General features: G+C 62.1%; 14 protein-coding genes. 2 read left to right on the top strand and 12 right to left on the bottom strand.

The features are described from left to right. Positions 1-151 precede the first annotated feature (151 nt). The 3 genes from RMN95_RS06510 to RMN95_RS06500 form a co-directional block, all read right to left on the bottom strand. Positions 152-1,132: a carbohydrate ABC transporter permease gene (locus RMN95_RS06510; RefSeq protein WP_309616131.1), complete on the bottom strand. Its 981-nt coding sequence runs from the start codon at positions 1,130-1,132 to the stop codon at positions 152-154. Next, the gene (locus RMN95_RS06505; RefSeq protein WP_309616130.1) at positions 1,129-2,256 is read right to left on the bottom strand and encodes a sugar ABC transporter permease; all 1,128 of its coding nucleotides are present in this window, start codon (positions 2,254-2,256) and stop codon (positions 1,129-1,131) included. Before RMN95_RS06505 ends, RMN95_RS06510 begins: the two co-directional genes overlap by 4 nt. Before the next feature lie 115 nt (positions 2,257-2,371). After that, positions 2,372-3,706 carry an ABC transporter substrate-binding protein gene (locus RMN95_RS06500; protein ID WP_309616129.1) on the bottom strand — a complete coding sequence of 445 codons (1,335 nt, stop codon included), beginning with the start codon at positions 3,704-3,706 and terminating at the stop codon, positions 2,372-2,374. 297 nt (positions 3,707-4,003) lie between these two features. Here RMN95_RS06500 and RMN95_RS06495 point away from each other — a divergent pair, with 297 nt between their 5' ends. Next, positions 4,004-5,023: a LacI family DNA-binding transcriptional regulator gene (locus RMN95_RS06495; RefSeq protein WP_309616128.1), complete on the top strand. Its 1,020-nt coding sequence runs from the start codon at positions 4,004-4,006 to the stop codon at positions 5,021-5,023. A gap of 614 nt (positions 5,024-5,637) precedes the next feature. On the opposite strand, the gene rplL is transcribed toward RMN95_RS06495, so the two are convergent. From rplL to RMN95_RS06475, 4 genes are all read right to left on the bottom strand, one after another. Beyond that, positions 5,638-6,021 carry a 50S ribosomal protein L7/L12 gene (gene rplL, locus RMN95_RS06490; RefSeq protein WP_309616127.1) on the bottom strand — a complete coding sequence of 128 codons (384 nt, stop codon included), beginning with the start codon at positions 6,019-6,021 and terminating at the stop codon, positions 5,638-5,640. Positions 6,022-6,086: 65 nt separating this feature from the next. After that, on the bottom strand, positions 6,087-6,602 hold the full coding sequence (rplJ, locus tag RMN95_RS06485; protein ID WP_309616126.1) for a 50S ribosomal protein L10: 516 nt from the start codon (positions 6,600-6,602) through the stop codon (positions 6,087-6,089). Between the two features lie 311 nt (positions 6,603-6,913). Beyond that, on the bottom strand, positions 6,914-8,371 hold the full coding sequence (locus RMN95_RS06480; RefSeq protein ID WP_309616125.1) for an ATP-binding protein: 1,458 nt from the start codon (positions 8,369-8,371) through the stop codon (positions 6,914-6,916). Further along, complete coding sequence (locus RMN95_RS06475) at positions 8,368-9,117, bottom strand: response regulator transcription factor (RefSeq protein ID WP_309616124.1); 750 nt, start codon at positions 9,115-9,117, stop codon at positions 8,368-8,370. The genes RMN95_RS06480 and RMN95_RS06475 overlap by 4 nt, the downstream gene beginning before the upstream one ends. Before the next feature lie 158 nt (positions 9,118-9,275). Here RMN95_RS06475 and RMN95_RS06470 point away from each other — a divergent pair, with 158 nt between their 5' ends. Next, the gene (locus tag RMN95_RS06470; RefSeq protein WP_309616132.1) at positions 9,276-9,875 is read left to right on the top strand and encodes a YqaJ viral recombinase family protein; all 600 of its coding nucleotides are present in this window, start codon (positions 9,276-9,278) and stop codon (positions 9,873-9,875) included. Here RMN95_RS06470 and RMN95_RS06465 read toward each other — a convergent pair. From RMN95_RS06465 to rplK, 5 genes are all read right to left on the bottom strand, one after another. Continuing rightward, positions 9,831-10,535, bottom strand: a complete 705-nt coding sequence (locus tag RMN95_RS06465) for a DUF998 domain-containing protein (protein WP_309616123.1) — start codon at positions 10,533-10,535, stop codon at positions 9,831-9,833. The genes RMN95_RS06470 and RMN95_RS06465 overlap by 45 nt on opposite strands. Next, positions 10,535-11,149, bottom strand: coding sequence for a Pr6Pr family membrane protein (locus tag RMN95_RS06460; RefSeq protein WP_309616122.1), 615 nt, complete (start codon positions 11,147-11,149; stop codon positions 10,535-10,537). The genes RMN95_RS06465 and RMN95_RS06460 overlap by 1 nt, the downstream gene beginning before the upstream one ends. A gap of 174 nt (positions 11,150-11,323) precedes the next feature. Further along, entirely contained in the window at positions 11,324-11,953 is a 630-nt protein-coding gene (locus tag RMN95_RS06455) for a GNAT family N-acetyltransferase (RefSeq protein WP_309616121.1), read from the bottom strand. 157 nt (positions 11,954-12,110) lie between these two features. Continuing rightward, a complete protein-coding gene (gene rplA, locus RMN95_RS06450; protein WP_309616120.1) occupies positions 12,111-12,803 on the bottom strand; it encodes a 50S ribosomal protein L1 in 693 nt (230 codons plus the stop codon). Further along, on the bottom strand, positions 12,803-13,234 hold the full coding sequence (rplK, locus tag RMN95_RS06445) for a 50S ribosomal protein L11 (protein WP_309616119.1): 432 nt from the start codon (positions 13,232-13,234) through the stop codon (positions 12,803-12,805). Before rplK ends, rplA begins: the two co-directional genes overlap by 1 nt. Between the last annotated feature and the right edge of the window lie 426 nt (positions 13,235-13,660).

The raw sequence follows: 13,660 nt of genomic DNA, 5'->3' as shown, positions 1-13,660 counted from the left end.
CCCCCCCCCCCCCCCCTCACAACCCCCCCCCCCCCGCCACATACATAATCCCGGTGTCTTGGGGGGTGTTTTCCCCCGGGGGGCGGGTGCGCACACCCCCCCCCCCCCCCCCCCCCCGGCCAACTCAACCTCCTGAATTATGAAAGCGCCATCAGCCCTTCGTCGAACCGGCCAGCAGTCCGCGGACGAAGAAGCGCTGCAGCGCGAAGAACACGATGAGGGGAACGATCATCGCGATGAAGGCGCCCGAGGTGAGCAGATACCAGTCCTGGCCTCTGTTGCCGGTAATCTCCCGCAGCACCTTGGTGATGGGGCCGACAGCCCCATCGGCGAACACCAGAGCGACGAGGAGATCGTTCCATACCCAGAGAAACTGGAAAATGGCGAAGGATGCGATGGCCGGCATGGCCAGCGGCAGCACAATCCTGAAGAAGGTTTGCCCGTGACCAGCACCGTCGACCCGTGCTGCCTCGATTAGCTCCGCCGGAATCTCGGAAATGAAGTTGTGCAGCAGAAAGATCGCGAGCGGCAGTGCGAAGATCGTGTGGGCAATCCAGATTTGGCCGTAAGAGTTACCGCCGGCGCCAAGGCCCGCGAAGATCTCCATGTCGCCAATACTGAATCCGCGAGAGAACAGGCTGAGCAGCGGTACCAGTGCCATCTGGATCGGCACGACCTGCAGCGCGAACACTCCAATGAACAGGATATTGCGACCCTTAAACGGAATCCAGGCGAAGGCATACGCGGCCATGGAGGCGATCACGAGCGGGAAAAGTGCTGCGGGCAGGGTGATCGCAATCGAGTTGATGAACGACTGCCCCAGCGTCACTGTGGTTGCCTCGCCGTTGAGCACGGCGTCGTAGTTGCTGAGCGTGAAGCCGGGATTGGTGAAGATCGTCCACCACCCGGAGGTATTGATCAACTCCGCCGGCCGAAACGACGTAATCAGCAGGCCGAACGTCGGGGTGGTCCACAGGATTGCGATGATGATCGCCGCGATGGTGGCGCCTTTGCTGGTCAGTCGGTCCTTCGACTTCTTCAGGGTGGTGCGTTCGATCGCTTTCTCTCCCCTGGCAAGCTGTGTTTTGGTTCTCTGGTCGACGGGGAGGTCGATTGGGGCGACGGCGCTCATCGGATCTCCTTCTGCAGACGCATCTGCCTCACGTTGTAGATGATGATCGGCAGCACCAGCAGGAACAGGATGACGGCGAACGCCGATGCCCTGCCCTCCTCCAGTTTTTGCGCATAGACCGCGTTGGCGAGCACGTTCGTGCCGTTGGAGCCGCCGGTCATCGTCTGCACGATGTCGAACACCTTCAGCGAGGCGATCGAGATCGTGGTCAGCACGACAATCAACGAGCTGCGGATGCCCGGCACCGTCACGTTGGTAAACCGTTGCCACGCGTTGGTGCCGTCGAGCTGCGCGGCTTCCATCTGCTCGGCTGGGACGCCCTTAATGGCAGCCGACAACACGACCATGGCGAATCCGGTTTGCACCCAGATCAGGATGACCATGAGGAACAGGTTGTTCCAGGGTGCGATATTGATGAAGTCGATTGGCTGGCCGCCGAAGAAGGTGATGATCCCGTTCAGCAAACCGATCTGCGGCTGGTCGACCTGGTTCGCGTCGTAGACGAACTTCCAGATGATGCTCGCCCCGACGAAAGAGATTGCCATCGGCATGAATACGAGCGCCTTGAGAAATTTTTCGCCGCGGGCCTTATCGACGAACACCGCATACGCGAGTCCGACGGCGGTCGAGAAAGCCGGAACGACAAGCACCCAGATAACCGTGTTGATGATCGCTACGCGATTGGCCTCCTGACCGAACACGAAGACGAAGTTTTCGAAGCCGACGAAGCGACTGCCGCGGGCGTTCATGAACGCCTTGAAGAAGGTGGCGACCGTCGGGTACACGAGGCCGATGGCGAGCAGGAACATGGCCGGGCTCAGAAACCCGATGAGCTGGAAGAGGTACCCAGCCCCCGCCCGCGCCCGGTAATCCAGAAGGAAAAAGACTCCCCCGAGAACGGCTGCCACTACGGCCGCCAGCCAAATCGATCCCAGAAGGAGAAAGACGGTCACCGGTGCAAGCACACATACGAGAGCGCGAATGACGGTGTAGCGGCGGCCCGTCCGAGGGGCGATCTCGATAAAAAAGATCAGAATGCCAGCAACGAGAAGAAAAGCGCCGATCACCAGGGGGATTTGAGCGAAGGGATTGAGGCCGGCGAGCCATTTCAGGAACCCTGACATAGACGTCCTTTCGAGTGCACCAGCGAACTCGCGCTTAGATTTCGAGACTAGGGGTAAGCAAGGGCCGACGGAAGAGCTCTCCGCCGGCCCTCGATCGTGCTGTCGTTAGTTAGTACTACTCAGACGGCCAGGTGGCCTCGATGTTGTCAAGCACCTCACTGGTCGACTTGCCGTTGATCCAGTCGACCATGCCGGTCCAGAAGGAACCAGCCCCGACCACGCCGGGCATCAGGTCGGACGCGTCAAAGCGGAAGGTGGTCTTCGGGTCTTGAAGAACCTTGATCGCCTGCTGCAGGATGGGGCTTGATGCGCTCTTGGGGTCGAGTCCCTTATTGGCGCTAATCACACCACCAAGCTTGACGCGGCTGTTCGCCCACTCCGGGCTGGACAGGTACTCCTGCACCTTGACCGTGTCTGCGTCGTTCGAGAACGCGGCAACAATCTCGCCACCGCCTGTCACAGCACTTCCACCGGCTTCCACAGAGGGGGTGATGAACGCCCAGATATCAGCGTCCGGACCTACCGTGGAGTTACCGTTCTTCGGGTCCTGAATGAATCCGTCGTAGAACGATGCCTGATGCGTCATCGCGCACGAGCCGTCGCCGAGGGCACGGGCCGGGTCTCCGAACGGCGTCGTGTTGATCGATTTGACGTCACCGAACCCCGCGTTAACGTAGTCGGGGTTCAGAAGAATGTCACCGACCGAGTCGAACGCGTCCTTGATGGCCGGGTCATTGAAGGGAATCTCGTGCTTGACCCACTTGTCATAAACCTCCGGGCCGGCCTGACGCAGAACGAGGTCTTCTACCCAGTCGGTTCCCACCCATCCGGTCGCAGCGTCAGAGCCAAAACCTACGCACCAGGGTGCCTTCCCTATCTTCGTCTGGATGGTCTTGGTCACGTCGAGAAGCTCCTGGTACGTGGTCGGAACTTCAACGCCCAACTCCTTGAACTGGGCTGGCGAGTACCAGACGAAGCCCTTCACGCTGGCCATGAGCGGTGCGCCGTACAGGGTGCCTCCGGTAGTCGCGTAACCGGCCCAGTCTTTGCTCCAGTTCTTCTCGACGTTAGCCGCGACGCCCTCGGGTGCTGGTTGGATGTAGTCGCGTGACGCCAGATCGGCCAACAACCCGGGTTGCGGGAAGATGCCGATATCAGGAGCGGTGCCGCCCTGCGCGCGAGTTCCGACCTGAGCTTCGAACTCTTTCGATCCTTCGTACTGAATGTCGATCTTGTTCGCTTTTTCCCAGTCAGCCCAGGACTCGTTGAGCAGGTCTGCCTCGGTGTCCTGAATCGTTCCGTAGATTGTCACGATGCCATCGGCATCGCCCGCATCGCCCGGACCTGAGCTGGAGCCGCCTGTGTCGCTCGAGCAGCCCGCGAGCGCGAGCCCTGCTACGGCGAGTACGGCCAGTGGTGCTGTGAATTTTCGCTGCACGGTGAAACTCATACTTCCTCCTCGTTGAGGGTGGATCGCGAGCGCCATGGTGACGTCACGCGGATGTGATTGCGTGGAAGAACCGCACCTGATCGGGAACCGGTTCCACAAACAAGCTAAGCCAACTTGGGAGGCATTGCAAGCGCTTGGCATGAACTCGCGCCTAACGATTGGGCCACATCACCGCGGTTTGCTGGGAGCGCTCTCACTACAATTAGGTCACGCTCGCCCCGAAAGTGTGGAACCGTTTCCACAGCAGGCCAAGCGCAACTAGGCTGTGGCCGACCCGTCATTGAGGAAGGGAGCAGTATGAGCGCGCTCAGCGATGTCGCCCGTCTTGCGCAGGTATCCAAGGCGACCGCGTCCCGTGCCCTCAGCGGCAATGGCTACGTTTCGGAGCTGACGCGCAACCGAGTGGTCTCCGCTGCGGCGACCATCGGTTACGTGGTGTCGTCGAACGCATCGAGCCTCGTGACGGGGCGCACCCGCAACGTGGGTGTTGTCATTCCGCATATCAATCGCTGGTATTTCGGTGAAGTTCTCGAAGGCATCGAATCCGCCCTCATCGCCGCCGGCTATGACCTGACGCTGTATCGCCTCAGCGAAGATGAGACCGAACGTCGGCGTCTTTTCGAATACTTTCTGATGAGAAAGCGAGTGGATGCCGTCATCGCGGTGAGTATCGAACTCACCCCCCATGAGGTGAGGCTGCTGCGCTCCCTCGACAAGCCCATCGTCGGCATCGGCGGCCCTGGCGACGGAATCGCGGCCCTCAGTATCGACGATGTTGCCGCCGCTGCTCTTGTCACGAACCACCTCATCAGCCTGGGTCACACCAGGATCATGCACATCGGTGGCAGCCGGCAGAAGGAGATGGATTTCAGGGTGCACACCCAACGGCAGGCTGGATTCCGTAAGGCAATGGAGGCGGCGGGCCTGCCGTGTGGGACTGACGCCTTCAGGGCTGCCGACGTTTCCATGCAGGGCGGCTTTGCGGCAGCCCTGGCCGCGCTCGCTGACCCTCGCAGTAGACCGACCGCCATCGTTGCTGGGTCCGACGAGGTGGCGATCGGCACGATTGTCGCTGCTCGGCAGTTGGGGATACAGGTTCCCTCGCAGCTCTCGGTCATCGGGATCGACGGCCATGAACTCTCAGCGATGTTTGGGCTGACAACTCTCGCGCAGCATCCCAATGCACAGGGAAAAATGGCCGTCGACCTGGTGATGGACGAACTGCTCCAGCGGCCCGGCGCGCCGGCGCCGACGTGGCATGCGTACCCCGTGTCACTGGAGGTGCGTGACAGCACGACCGCGCCCTCGGTGGAGTAATTCCGCAGCGTTCCGACGATAAGCCCGTCGAAAGTGAGAGGGAAACGCCCGGCCAGCGAACCGGAGGATCGCTGGCCGGGCTCTCCGGGGTCAGTCCTCGCGCGTCCCCGAACGACGCTTGAGAAGGTGTGGCCCCGCGGTCACGATGCCGCGCTGGAGGAGCCTTAGCCCGCCATACGCGTGAGGCATCGTGCCCGGGTCTGAGAGTGCCGACGGGGGCACGAGTGTCAAGACGGACCGCAGTGTGGCCCTGATGTGGAGGTACGGCGCCAGTCGATCATCGAGTGTATGCATTCGGGTATGCACTTTCGGGATTCAACTCGAACGCTGCCGGAGTGCAGTGCCAGCCCGGGGTGAGGCTGACCATGTCGGGGTTCTACATGCGCGGGGCGTGCGGGTCTGATGGGTGTGTCCCACAGTCGAAGTGGCTGTAGGGGCAAGCCTCAGTATGAAGCGGTCGTCCGTCGTGCGCAACCAGCAGATTATCTCGGGGCACCATCGGGGGGATTGAGTGGGTTGCGGAGAATAGGCCGCCCCATCCACACATCAGGCCGACGACCACACGACGAAGGCGCCGTTCCCGATGGGAACGGCGCCTTCACGCGACACTGTGGTTACTTGAGGGTAACCGTGGCGCCAGCCTCTTCAAGCTGAGCCTTTGCCTTCTCGGCGGTCTCCTTGTTGACACCCTCAAGTACGGGGCCCGGAGCGCCATCAACGACTGCCTTCGCTTCACCGAGGCCGAGGCTGGTGAGAGCGCGCACCTCCTTGATGACCTGAATCTTCTTCTCGCCGGCAGCCTCGAGGATGACGTCGAAGGAATCCTTCTCCTCAACCTCTTCGACTACGGCAGCGGCGCCACCTGCGGCCGCAACGGCGACGGGTGCTGCTGCGGTGACCTCGAAGGTCTCCTCGAACTTCTTGACGAACTCGCTGAGTTCAATGAGCGTGAGCTCCTTGAATGCTTCGATCAGCTGGTCGCTTGTCAGCTTTGCCATGATTTTCTCCTTATTGATATTTCTTCCGCGCTTCACAGAAGGCGCGATGTGCTCTTGATTCCGAGCTAGAGCTCGGAGGCCTGCTTCTCGCGCAGTGCCTCGACCGTGCGAACGGCCTTGGCCAGCGGTGCGTTGAACAGATATGCGGCGCCGAATAGCGAAGCCTTGGCTGCTCCCGCGAACTTCGCGAGGAGCACTTCCCTGGTTTCTAGATCGGCGAGCTTGATAACCTCTTCGGCGCTGAGAGGGTTACCGTCGAAGTAACCGCCCTTGACTACCAGCAGAGGGTTTGCCTTGGCAAAGTCACGCAGCGTCTTCGCAGCGGTGACCGGGTCACCGTGAACGAAGGCGATCGCGGAGGGCCCGACAAGCTCCTCGTCGAACGACGAGATTCCTGCCGCGTTAGCCGCGATCTTTGTCAGCGTGTTCTTCACCACGGCGTATGTTGCGTGCTCACTCAGTGACATGCGCAGCGTTTTGAGCTGGGCAACAGTGAGTCCGCGATACTCGGTGAGCAGGACAGCGGTCGAGGTGCGGAACTTCTCCGTCAACTCGGCGACTGATGCTTCCTTGTTCGCCATGGTGCTCCCTAATTTGTGGATTGGACTGCCGCAGAACCGCGTCGATAGAGAACCGCATCGGTACATAACCGCATCGATATGCATCATCCTGGAACTAAAAAAGCTCCGGCTGGCTGCATTCGCAGGAGCACGGAGCTGAGAATCGGACTGACCTAGGCTTGCCCGAGAAACTTCTTCACACACCTGCGCTGGCTATCGCTTTCGCGACACTTGGTTCTTCGTGTGCTTTCGCACACTCGGAGACCTGCGGTCTTTGGCTTCGGTAAGACTAGGCGAATCCGGGGTGTGACGCAAATGGAGCGGCGGCGGGTTCAGTCACTGCGCGTGGGCAGGATGACCCGGAACACCGTGTCGCCGGGCACACTTCGCACTTCGACCCGGCCGCCATGCGCCTCAACCACCGCGCTCACGATCGCAAGCCCCAGCCCGGTGCTTCCCCTGGCGCGGGAGCGCGAACTGTCTCCGCGCACGAATCTCTCGAAGATGGTGGGCACCAGCGCCTCGTCGATTCCCGGTCCATCATCGCGAACCTCGATCGTGATCTCGTTGCCGACCACACCAAGACGAGCCGACACGAGGGTTCCCGCGGGCGTGTGGGTTCTCGCGTTGGTGAGCAGGTTGGCGATCACCTGGTGCAGCCGACCGGGGTCGGCCTGGATGAGCAGGACCTCATCCGGAACCTGCACCGACCACTGGTGGGTGGGCCCCGCCACTTCGGCATCGCCCACCGCATCAACCACCAGCTGCCCCAGGTCAACCTCGATTGCGTCGATCCTGTTGCCCTCGTCGAGCCTGGCGAGCAACAACAGATCTTCGACCAGGGAGGTCATACGCACCGACTCTGACTCAATCCGCCCCATGGCATGGATGACATCGTCAGGGAGCGCGTGGTTTCCGCGCCTGGTCAATTCGGAATAGCCCCTGATCGAGGCCAAGGGGGTTCGAAGTTCATGGCTGGCATCCGCCACGAAAGCACGCACCTTATTTTCGCTCGCCTGGCGCGATTCGAGGGCGGATGCCACATGCTCCAGCATGCGATTCAGAGCCGAGCCCACGGCGCCAACCTCCGTCGCGGGGTCGGCATCCGCGTCGGGCACCCGCACAGCGAGCGCCACGTCACCGCGGTCCAGCGGAAGCTCAGACACTCTCGTCGCGGTCGCTGCGACGCGCTCAAGGGGGCGCAGTGCGCGGCGAACGATCACGACACCCGCAACGACGCCCGACACCACACCCGCGAGGCCGATCCCGGCAATAAGTATCGCCAGGCGCGCTACCGTGTCCTGGACATCTTTCAGCGGGAGGCCGATGGCCAGGGCGTCTCCACCGGCCACGCTGGGCTGGACGACCACCCGGTACTGCCCTAGCTTCTCGCCGAGATCGATCGTCGAAGGGGTGCCATTCTTGGCCACAGCCAGCAGCAGGTTGAGCCTGCCCGATCGAATGGGAATGACACTTCCGTCGGAATCGAGAACACCGGGGCTGAACACGGCGCCCGGGCCGATGATGGCCCCCAGGGTTCCTTCGGGCTGACCCGACAGCGCGAGAAATTGTTCGGGTGGAGGCTTGGCGCCGTTGTCGTCGGGATCCCGGGCTGGCTTATCGTAGGCGCCCTGCGACCGATTGGTCGCCGCTGCGAGTTGCGCGTCCAGGCGATTCATGAGGAACCCGTGGAGCGCGAGCACGCTCACGACCCCGATCACCACTGTCATGGCGGTGAGTAGCGCAGCGATACCGAGCACGAGCCTGCGCTTCAGGGTGAGTCGAGTCATCCTGCGGGCTTCAACACGTAGCCGAACCCGCGAACAGTATGGATCATCGCCGGGCCCAGCGAATCGATCTTTTTGCGCAGGTAAGAGATGTAGATCTCGACGACACTGGAACGCCCGCCGAAGTCATAGCTCCAAACTCGGTCGAGAATTTGCGTTTTACTGAGCACCCGACGGGGATTGCGCATGAGAAAACGCAGCAGCTCGAACTCGGTAGCGGTGAGCTCGACGAGAGTGCCGGCGCGTCGAACTTCGTGGCTCTCCTCATCGAGCACCAAATCACCGACCTCGATGACCGATTGGTCGGAGGAAGACAGCGTCAGGCTTGATCGCCGGAGGAGACCGCGAAGGCGCGCCACCACCTCCTCGAGGCTGAACGGCTTGGTGACGTAGTCGTCGCCCCCGACGGTGAGGCCCGCAATTCGATCATCCATCGAGTCTTTGGCGGTCAGAAAGAGAATCGGCGTGTGGATGCCGTCGGCGCGCAATCGCGAGAGCACGGTCAGCCCGTCAATATCGGGCAGCATGATGTCGAGCACGATGACATCCGGTCGGAATTCGCGAACAGTGCTCAGGGCCTTCTGACCATCAGCGGCGAGCCGCACATCCCACCCCTCGTAGCGCAATGCCATCGACAGAAGGTCGGTGAGTGAATCCTCGTCATCGACCACCACGGCTCGAATGGCGCCACCATCGGCCCGGGTGAGCTTCGGCTGCGCGATAGCCGTGCGGTGGCGTGAATCGGTCATAATCCCAGTATCCGCGCTTTCCTATGAGTCTGCTATGAGCGGCGACATGATCACACCGCCCGGGCAGGGATGCCACGTCGATGTGGGCGGCAGGAATGGTCACTGCCGCGGGGCTGCCGTGGGGTGTCCGGTGTGTGAGGGACAATGACGGGGTGAGCATGCAGCCCGAACTCGATCTTTGGGAGTTGCCTGCCCCCGATCATCGGGATCGGGTGGTGGCCAACTCCGACGATCGCGTGTCATGGTTCCGCGCTCGCAGCCGCGGCGTCACCGCTACCGATGCGGCCAGGTTCTCCAGTGAGCGAGCACTGCAGTCTGTTCTCCAGGACAAACTTCTCGGCTCGGGCTTCGGCGGCAACGCGTACACGGACCACGGCAGGGCACGCGAGCCAGAGATCGCGCGCTGGGTGCGAGCCAGGCACAGGATCGAGCCCAGCTCGACGTTATTCCACGCCGACCGGCAACCGCTTCACCTCGCCACTCCGGACGGCGTCGCCGTGCACAATGGGACGGTGGTACTGGCTGAGATCAAGACGACGGGGCACGCCTGGCGGAGCATCCCTCGGTCATATCTTCGGCAAGTCTGGTGGCAACAGTACGTGCTCGGGGCGGAGCGCACGCTCGTGGTGTGGGAGCAGCACAGCGAGTTCGTGCCCGTCAACGCCGAGCCCGAATGTCGCTGGGTTGAACGCGACGACAACGAGATCCACGTCTTAGTAGGATTCGCGAACCGCCTGCTGGGGCTCATGAAACCCTAGAGCGGCACCGGTTCGAAGCCGGCCGGCGGCCAACACGGCCCCGAACACGACGAGCCAGGCGATAGCGAGAGTGGTGGCGACGAACTCCATCCTGCTGCCCAACTCCTGTTGGAAGCGGAACAGTGAGAACAGCCCGCCGGTGGCGGCAATCACAGCAACCATGATTCCGGTGACCCTCGAGAACAACGCTAAAACCCTATGGTTCTGCGCAAATGATGACTGCAACATTGCCCAGCAGGCCGCGGCGAACGCTAGCACCGCGGCGAGAGTGTGCGCGAAATCCTGCGGGTTGAAGGTCGATCCGTATGGCACCGGACATCCGGCCGTGCAGGAAACCTGGGAGGCGAAAAAAAACAGCGCACACGCAACCCACAGCGAGATCGACGGACCACCAATACGCAGCACCCTCGCCACGGACCGTACGCGCCGACCGGCCCAGGCGATAGCGCTGCCTCCGACAACCAGCAGAAGCAGAGCAGCCTCAAACCAGCCAGCAGTGGGCATCCCCTCCGCGCCCAGTTCGCTGACGTACAACTCCCGCGCAACGGTCAGTCTCGCCGTCCAGATGATCACCAGCGAGGCGAGCACCAGCAGGCATCCGAGAATGGATGCCCCAAGCTCAGCCCTGCGCAAAGATGCCGTGCGCTGCGGTACGCCCACTACGGCTTCAGGATGCGCACGCGGCTCAGTGCCCAGACTCCGGCACCGACGAGACCGATCGCCCCCGCGATCCCGACCCCGTACATCGCGACAACGCCATAGCCGAGCGCGGGGTTGAGGAAGGGATATGGCACCCATCCATCTGTCGCCCCCCGCGCCAGCACGACGACAAGCCACACGATGGGGTACACCAGCACGATCCAGAATTTGTTCCACGGCAGCCGGGTGCGATCACCAAAGAAGACCCAGTCAACGGCGACATAGAGGGGCACCGCGATGTGGAGCACGAAGTTGGCCCACGGCAGCTCGACTCCGCCACCACCGGGCGTGCCAACCAAAAGGGTGTTGTACACCGCGCCGACGATGACGATGTAGGTCGTGACACAGCCCCGGGCAAGGATGAGCCCTCGCGATTGCTTACGTCCCTGGAAGGTCATTGCAGCAGCGGTGAGGAGAACCACCGCGGTCAGGATGTTGCTTTGGAGCGTGAAATACCCGAAGAAGTTGAAGGGATTGATCGCGACACGGGATGCTGTGTCGGCAAATGTGGAGATCACTGCGGCAAGACCAGCGACACCGGCGACAGTGCGGAGCACGGCAAACAGAAGCTTCATGTTCGAAGACTAGTGGCGTTCATAGTGTGCGGCGACGTGACACCGCCGTAACGGCGCTGACTCAGGGGAGCTGCTCTTTTTCCGTGAGTGACCTCGGCGGGGTCCAGCACCGGTACGTGGCGAGCGGTCCTCGGTAGAGTCACCCGCGGCCCTGCCGTTCGCGTCGTGGGCCAGCTACCTCGACGACCCGGGGATCACGGCGCGGTTGCCATCATCGAGGCGCCGCTCCCTCACGAAATCGCTCTCGAACCTTTCGCCCAGCCTGAAGAACTTGGTTCCCACCTTCTCGAAGCCGCTCTTCTCGTAGAACCGATTCGCGCGGAGGTTCTCGTCGTTGACCCCGAGCCAGACCGACCGCGCCCCCCGAGCCGCCGCCGCCAACACCACGGCCTCGACCAGTGCCGCGGCGATTCCCCCGCCGTGGTGGGCCTCCCGCACATAGAGCTTGCTCAGCTCTGCTGTGGGCCGCAGCGTGATGGATGCCACGACGTCGGCATCCGTCGGCTCGCCGTGCACCACCATCGAGTAGCCGGCCGCGTCACCCTCCACCTCGGCGATGAACAGTTCCCGGGCCGGGTCGGCCAGGTAGCCCTCGAACGAGCGTTCCGACAGATTCTCCGCGACAAACGCGATAATGCTCTCGGGGAGGGTGCCCGTAGGGCAGGCCAGCGGGAAGGTTTCGGCGGCGACCCGATGAAGCAACGCCGCGTCATCCCGAACCGCGCGCCGCACCGCCACCGTCTGAAATGACGGACTGTGCTCGGCGTCTACAAGCCCTGCCGCAGAATCTGGAACGTGTGACATGAGATCTCCGTCATTTCGGAAGGATGCGGAAGGATGCGGTCGAGTGTGGGCGGGCCGTGATCCGCTGGGCGGATGGGAGCGGGTACAGAAAAGGGGCCGACCGAAATCGACCCCTCCTGTGATTCGAATCGACTGATTCGAATCTACTGGTGCGGAACTACGCCAGCGAGTTGACGTCGAGCGGGATGCCGGGGCCGAACGTCGTCGACACGGTTCCCTTGGTGATGTAGCGGCCCTTGGACGAGCTGGGCTTGGAGCGCACGATCTCATCGATCGCAGCTTTGATGTTCTCGCTCAGCTGGTCGTGCGTGAAGCCGCACTTGCCCACGACGAAATGCACGTTCGAATGCTTATCGACACGGAACTCGATCTTTCCGCCCTTGATCTCGGAGACGGCCTTCGCGGTGTCCTGGGTCACGGTGCCGGTCTTCGGGTTGGGCATGAGGCCACGGGGGCCGAGCACCTTGCCGAGTCGACCAACCTGGCCCATGAGCTCGGGAGTCGAGACGGCGGCGTCGAACGACGTGTAGCCCCCAGCCACCTTCTCGATGAGCTCAGCACCACCGACTTCGTCAGCGCCCGCAGCGATGGCGGCGTCTGCTGCCGGCCCCGTGGCGAAGACGATGACGCGGGCGGTCTTGCCGGTTCCGTGCGGCAGGATAACGGTGCCACGCACCATCTGGTCTGCTTTACGGGGGTCGACACCGAGCTTCAGCGCGACCTCGACCGTGGAGTCGAATTTCTTCGATCCGGTCTCACGGGCGACGGCGACGGCCTCGGTGGTGGTGTAAAACCTGCCATCTTCGATCTTGTCGACGGCGGCGCGGTATGCCTTGGAATTCTTGGACATTATGCCTCCACCGTGATTCCCATTGAGCGTGCGGTCCCGGCGATGATCTTCATCGCGCCCTCGACGTCGTTGGCGTTGAGGTCGACCATCTTTTGCTCGGCGATGGTGCGAACCTGCTCCTTGGTGAGCTTCGCGACCTTAACGGTGTGGGGAGTTCCCGAACCCTTGGCCACTCCTGCGGCCTTTTTGATAAGCTCGGCGGCCGGCGGGGTCTTCAGGATGAACGTGAACGAACGGTCTTCGTAGACGGTGATTTCTACAGGGATGACGTTGCCACGCTGCGACTCTGTCGCCGCGTTGTACGCCTTGCAGAACTCCATGATGTTAACGCCGTGCTGGCCCAGCGCAGGCCCGATGGGCGGTGCGGGGTTAGCGGCGCCGGCCTGGATCTGAAGCTTAATCAGACCCGTGACCTTCTTTTTCGGTGCCATTATTTTCCTTTTCTCTTCGAGCTGGCCCGTGTTGGCCAGCTCTCCCGACATCCAATGGATGCGGTGCGGTCGCCCTCGAGAGGGCAACCTCTTTATGTTACGCCACATTCCGGTTGTGGACCATTCGCGGCAACGATGACTCACGCCGTGCGGCACTCCGGGTCCTGCGGGGCTCCGGGTCATGCAGCGCCCAAATTTGATCTCGCGACCATGCCGTAGGGCCGACATTCTTTGTGCTACTTTGGTAGAACATATATTCGAATGTGTGCTATAGTGAAATATGAATCAAGGTAGCGCCATCACCGCTCAGGTGGATGTGGTTGCGCGCGAACTGGCTGTCCTGATTGACCTGCTCGGCGATGGATGCGGCCCCTATCCGGTTGCTGAGGCGATCGCTGCGGTCGAGTCGGCGGGCCGATTGATGGA

The sequence above is a fragment of the Salinibacterium sp. genome, assembly GCF_031364185.1.
Classification (GTDB): domain Bacteria; phylum Actinomycetota; class Actinomycetes; order Actinomycetales; family Microbacteriaceae; genus Rhodoglobus.
This window is presented reverse-complemented; position numbering and strand designations above follow the sequence as displayed.

Excerpts from the sequence above, each read along its gene's own strand:
- RMN95_RS06460 (WP_309616122.1), bottom strand. The coding sequence starts at position 11,149 with ATGAAGCTTCTGTTTGCCGTGCTCCGCACTGTCGCCGGTGTCGCTGGT.
- RMN95_RS06495 (WP_309616128.1), top strand. The coding sequence starts at position 4,004 with ATGAGCGCGCTCAGCGATGTCGCCCGTCTTGCGCAGGTATCCAAGGCG.
- RMN95_RS06510 (WP_309616131.1), bottom strand. The coding sequence starts at position 1,132 with ATGAGCGCCGTCGCCCCAATCGACCTCCCCGTCGACCAGAGAACCAAA.
- RMN95_RS06455 (WP_309616121.1), bottom strand. The coding sequence starts at position 11,953 with ATGTCACACGTTCCAGATTCTGCGGCAGGGCTTGTAGACGCCGAGCAC.
- RMN95_RS06480 (WP_309616125.1), bottom strand. The coding sequence starts at position 8,371 with ATGACTCGACTCACCCTGAAGCGCAGGCTCGTGCTCGGTATCGCTGCG.
- rplJ (WP_309616126.1), bottom strand. The coding sequence starts at position 6,602 with ATGGCGAACAAGGAAGCATCAGTCGCCGAGTTGACGGAGAAGTTCCGC.
- RMN95_RS06505 (WP_309616130.1), bottom strand. The coding sequence starts at position 2,256 with ATGTCAGGGTTCCTGAAATGGCTCGCCGGCCTCAATCCCTTCGCTCAA.
- rplK (WP_309616119.1), bottom strand. The coding sequence starts at position 13,234 with ATGGCACCGAAAAAGAAGGTCACGGGTCTGATTAAGCTTCAGATCCAG.
- RMN95_RS06500 (WP_309616129.1), bottom strand. The coding sequence starts at position 3,706 with ATGAGTTTCACCGTGCAGCGAAAATTCACAGCACCACTGGCCGTACTC.
- rplL (WP_309616127.1), bottom strand. The coding sequence starts at position 6,021 with ATGGCAAAGCTGACAAGCGACCAGCTGATCGAAGCATTCAAGGAGCTC.
- RMN95_RS06475 (WP_309616124.1), bottom strand. The coding sequence starts at position 9,117 with ATGACCGATTCACGCCACCGCACGGCTATCGCGCAGCCGAAGCTCACC.
- rplA (WP_309616120.1), bottom strand. The coding sequence starts at position 12,803 with ATGTCCAAGAATTCCAAGGCATACCGCGCCGCCGTCGACAAGATCGAA.
- RMN95_RS06470 (WP_309616132.1), top strand. The coding sequence starts at position 9,276 with ATGCAGCCCGAACTCGATCTTTGGGAGTTGCCTGCCCCCGATCATCGG.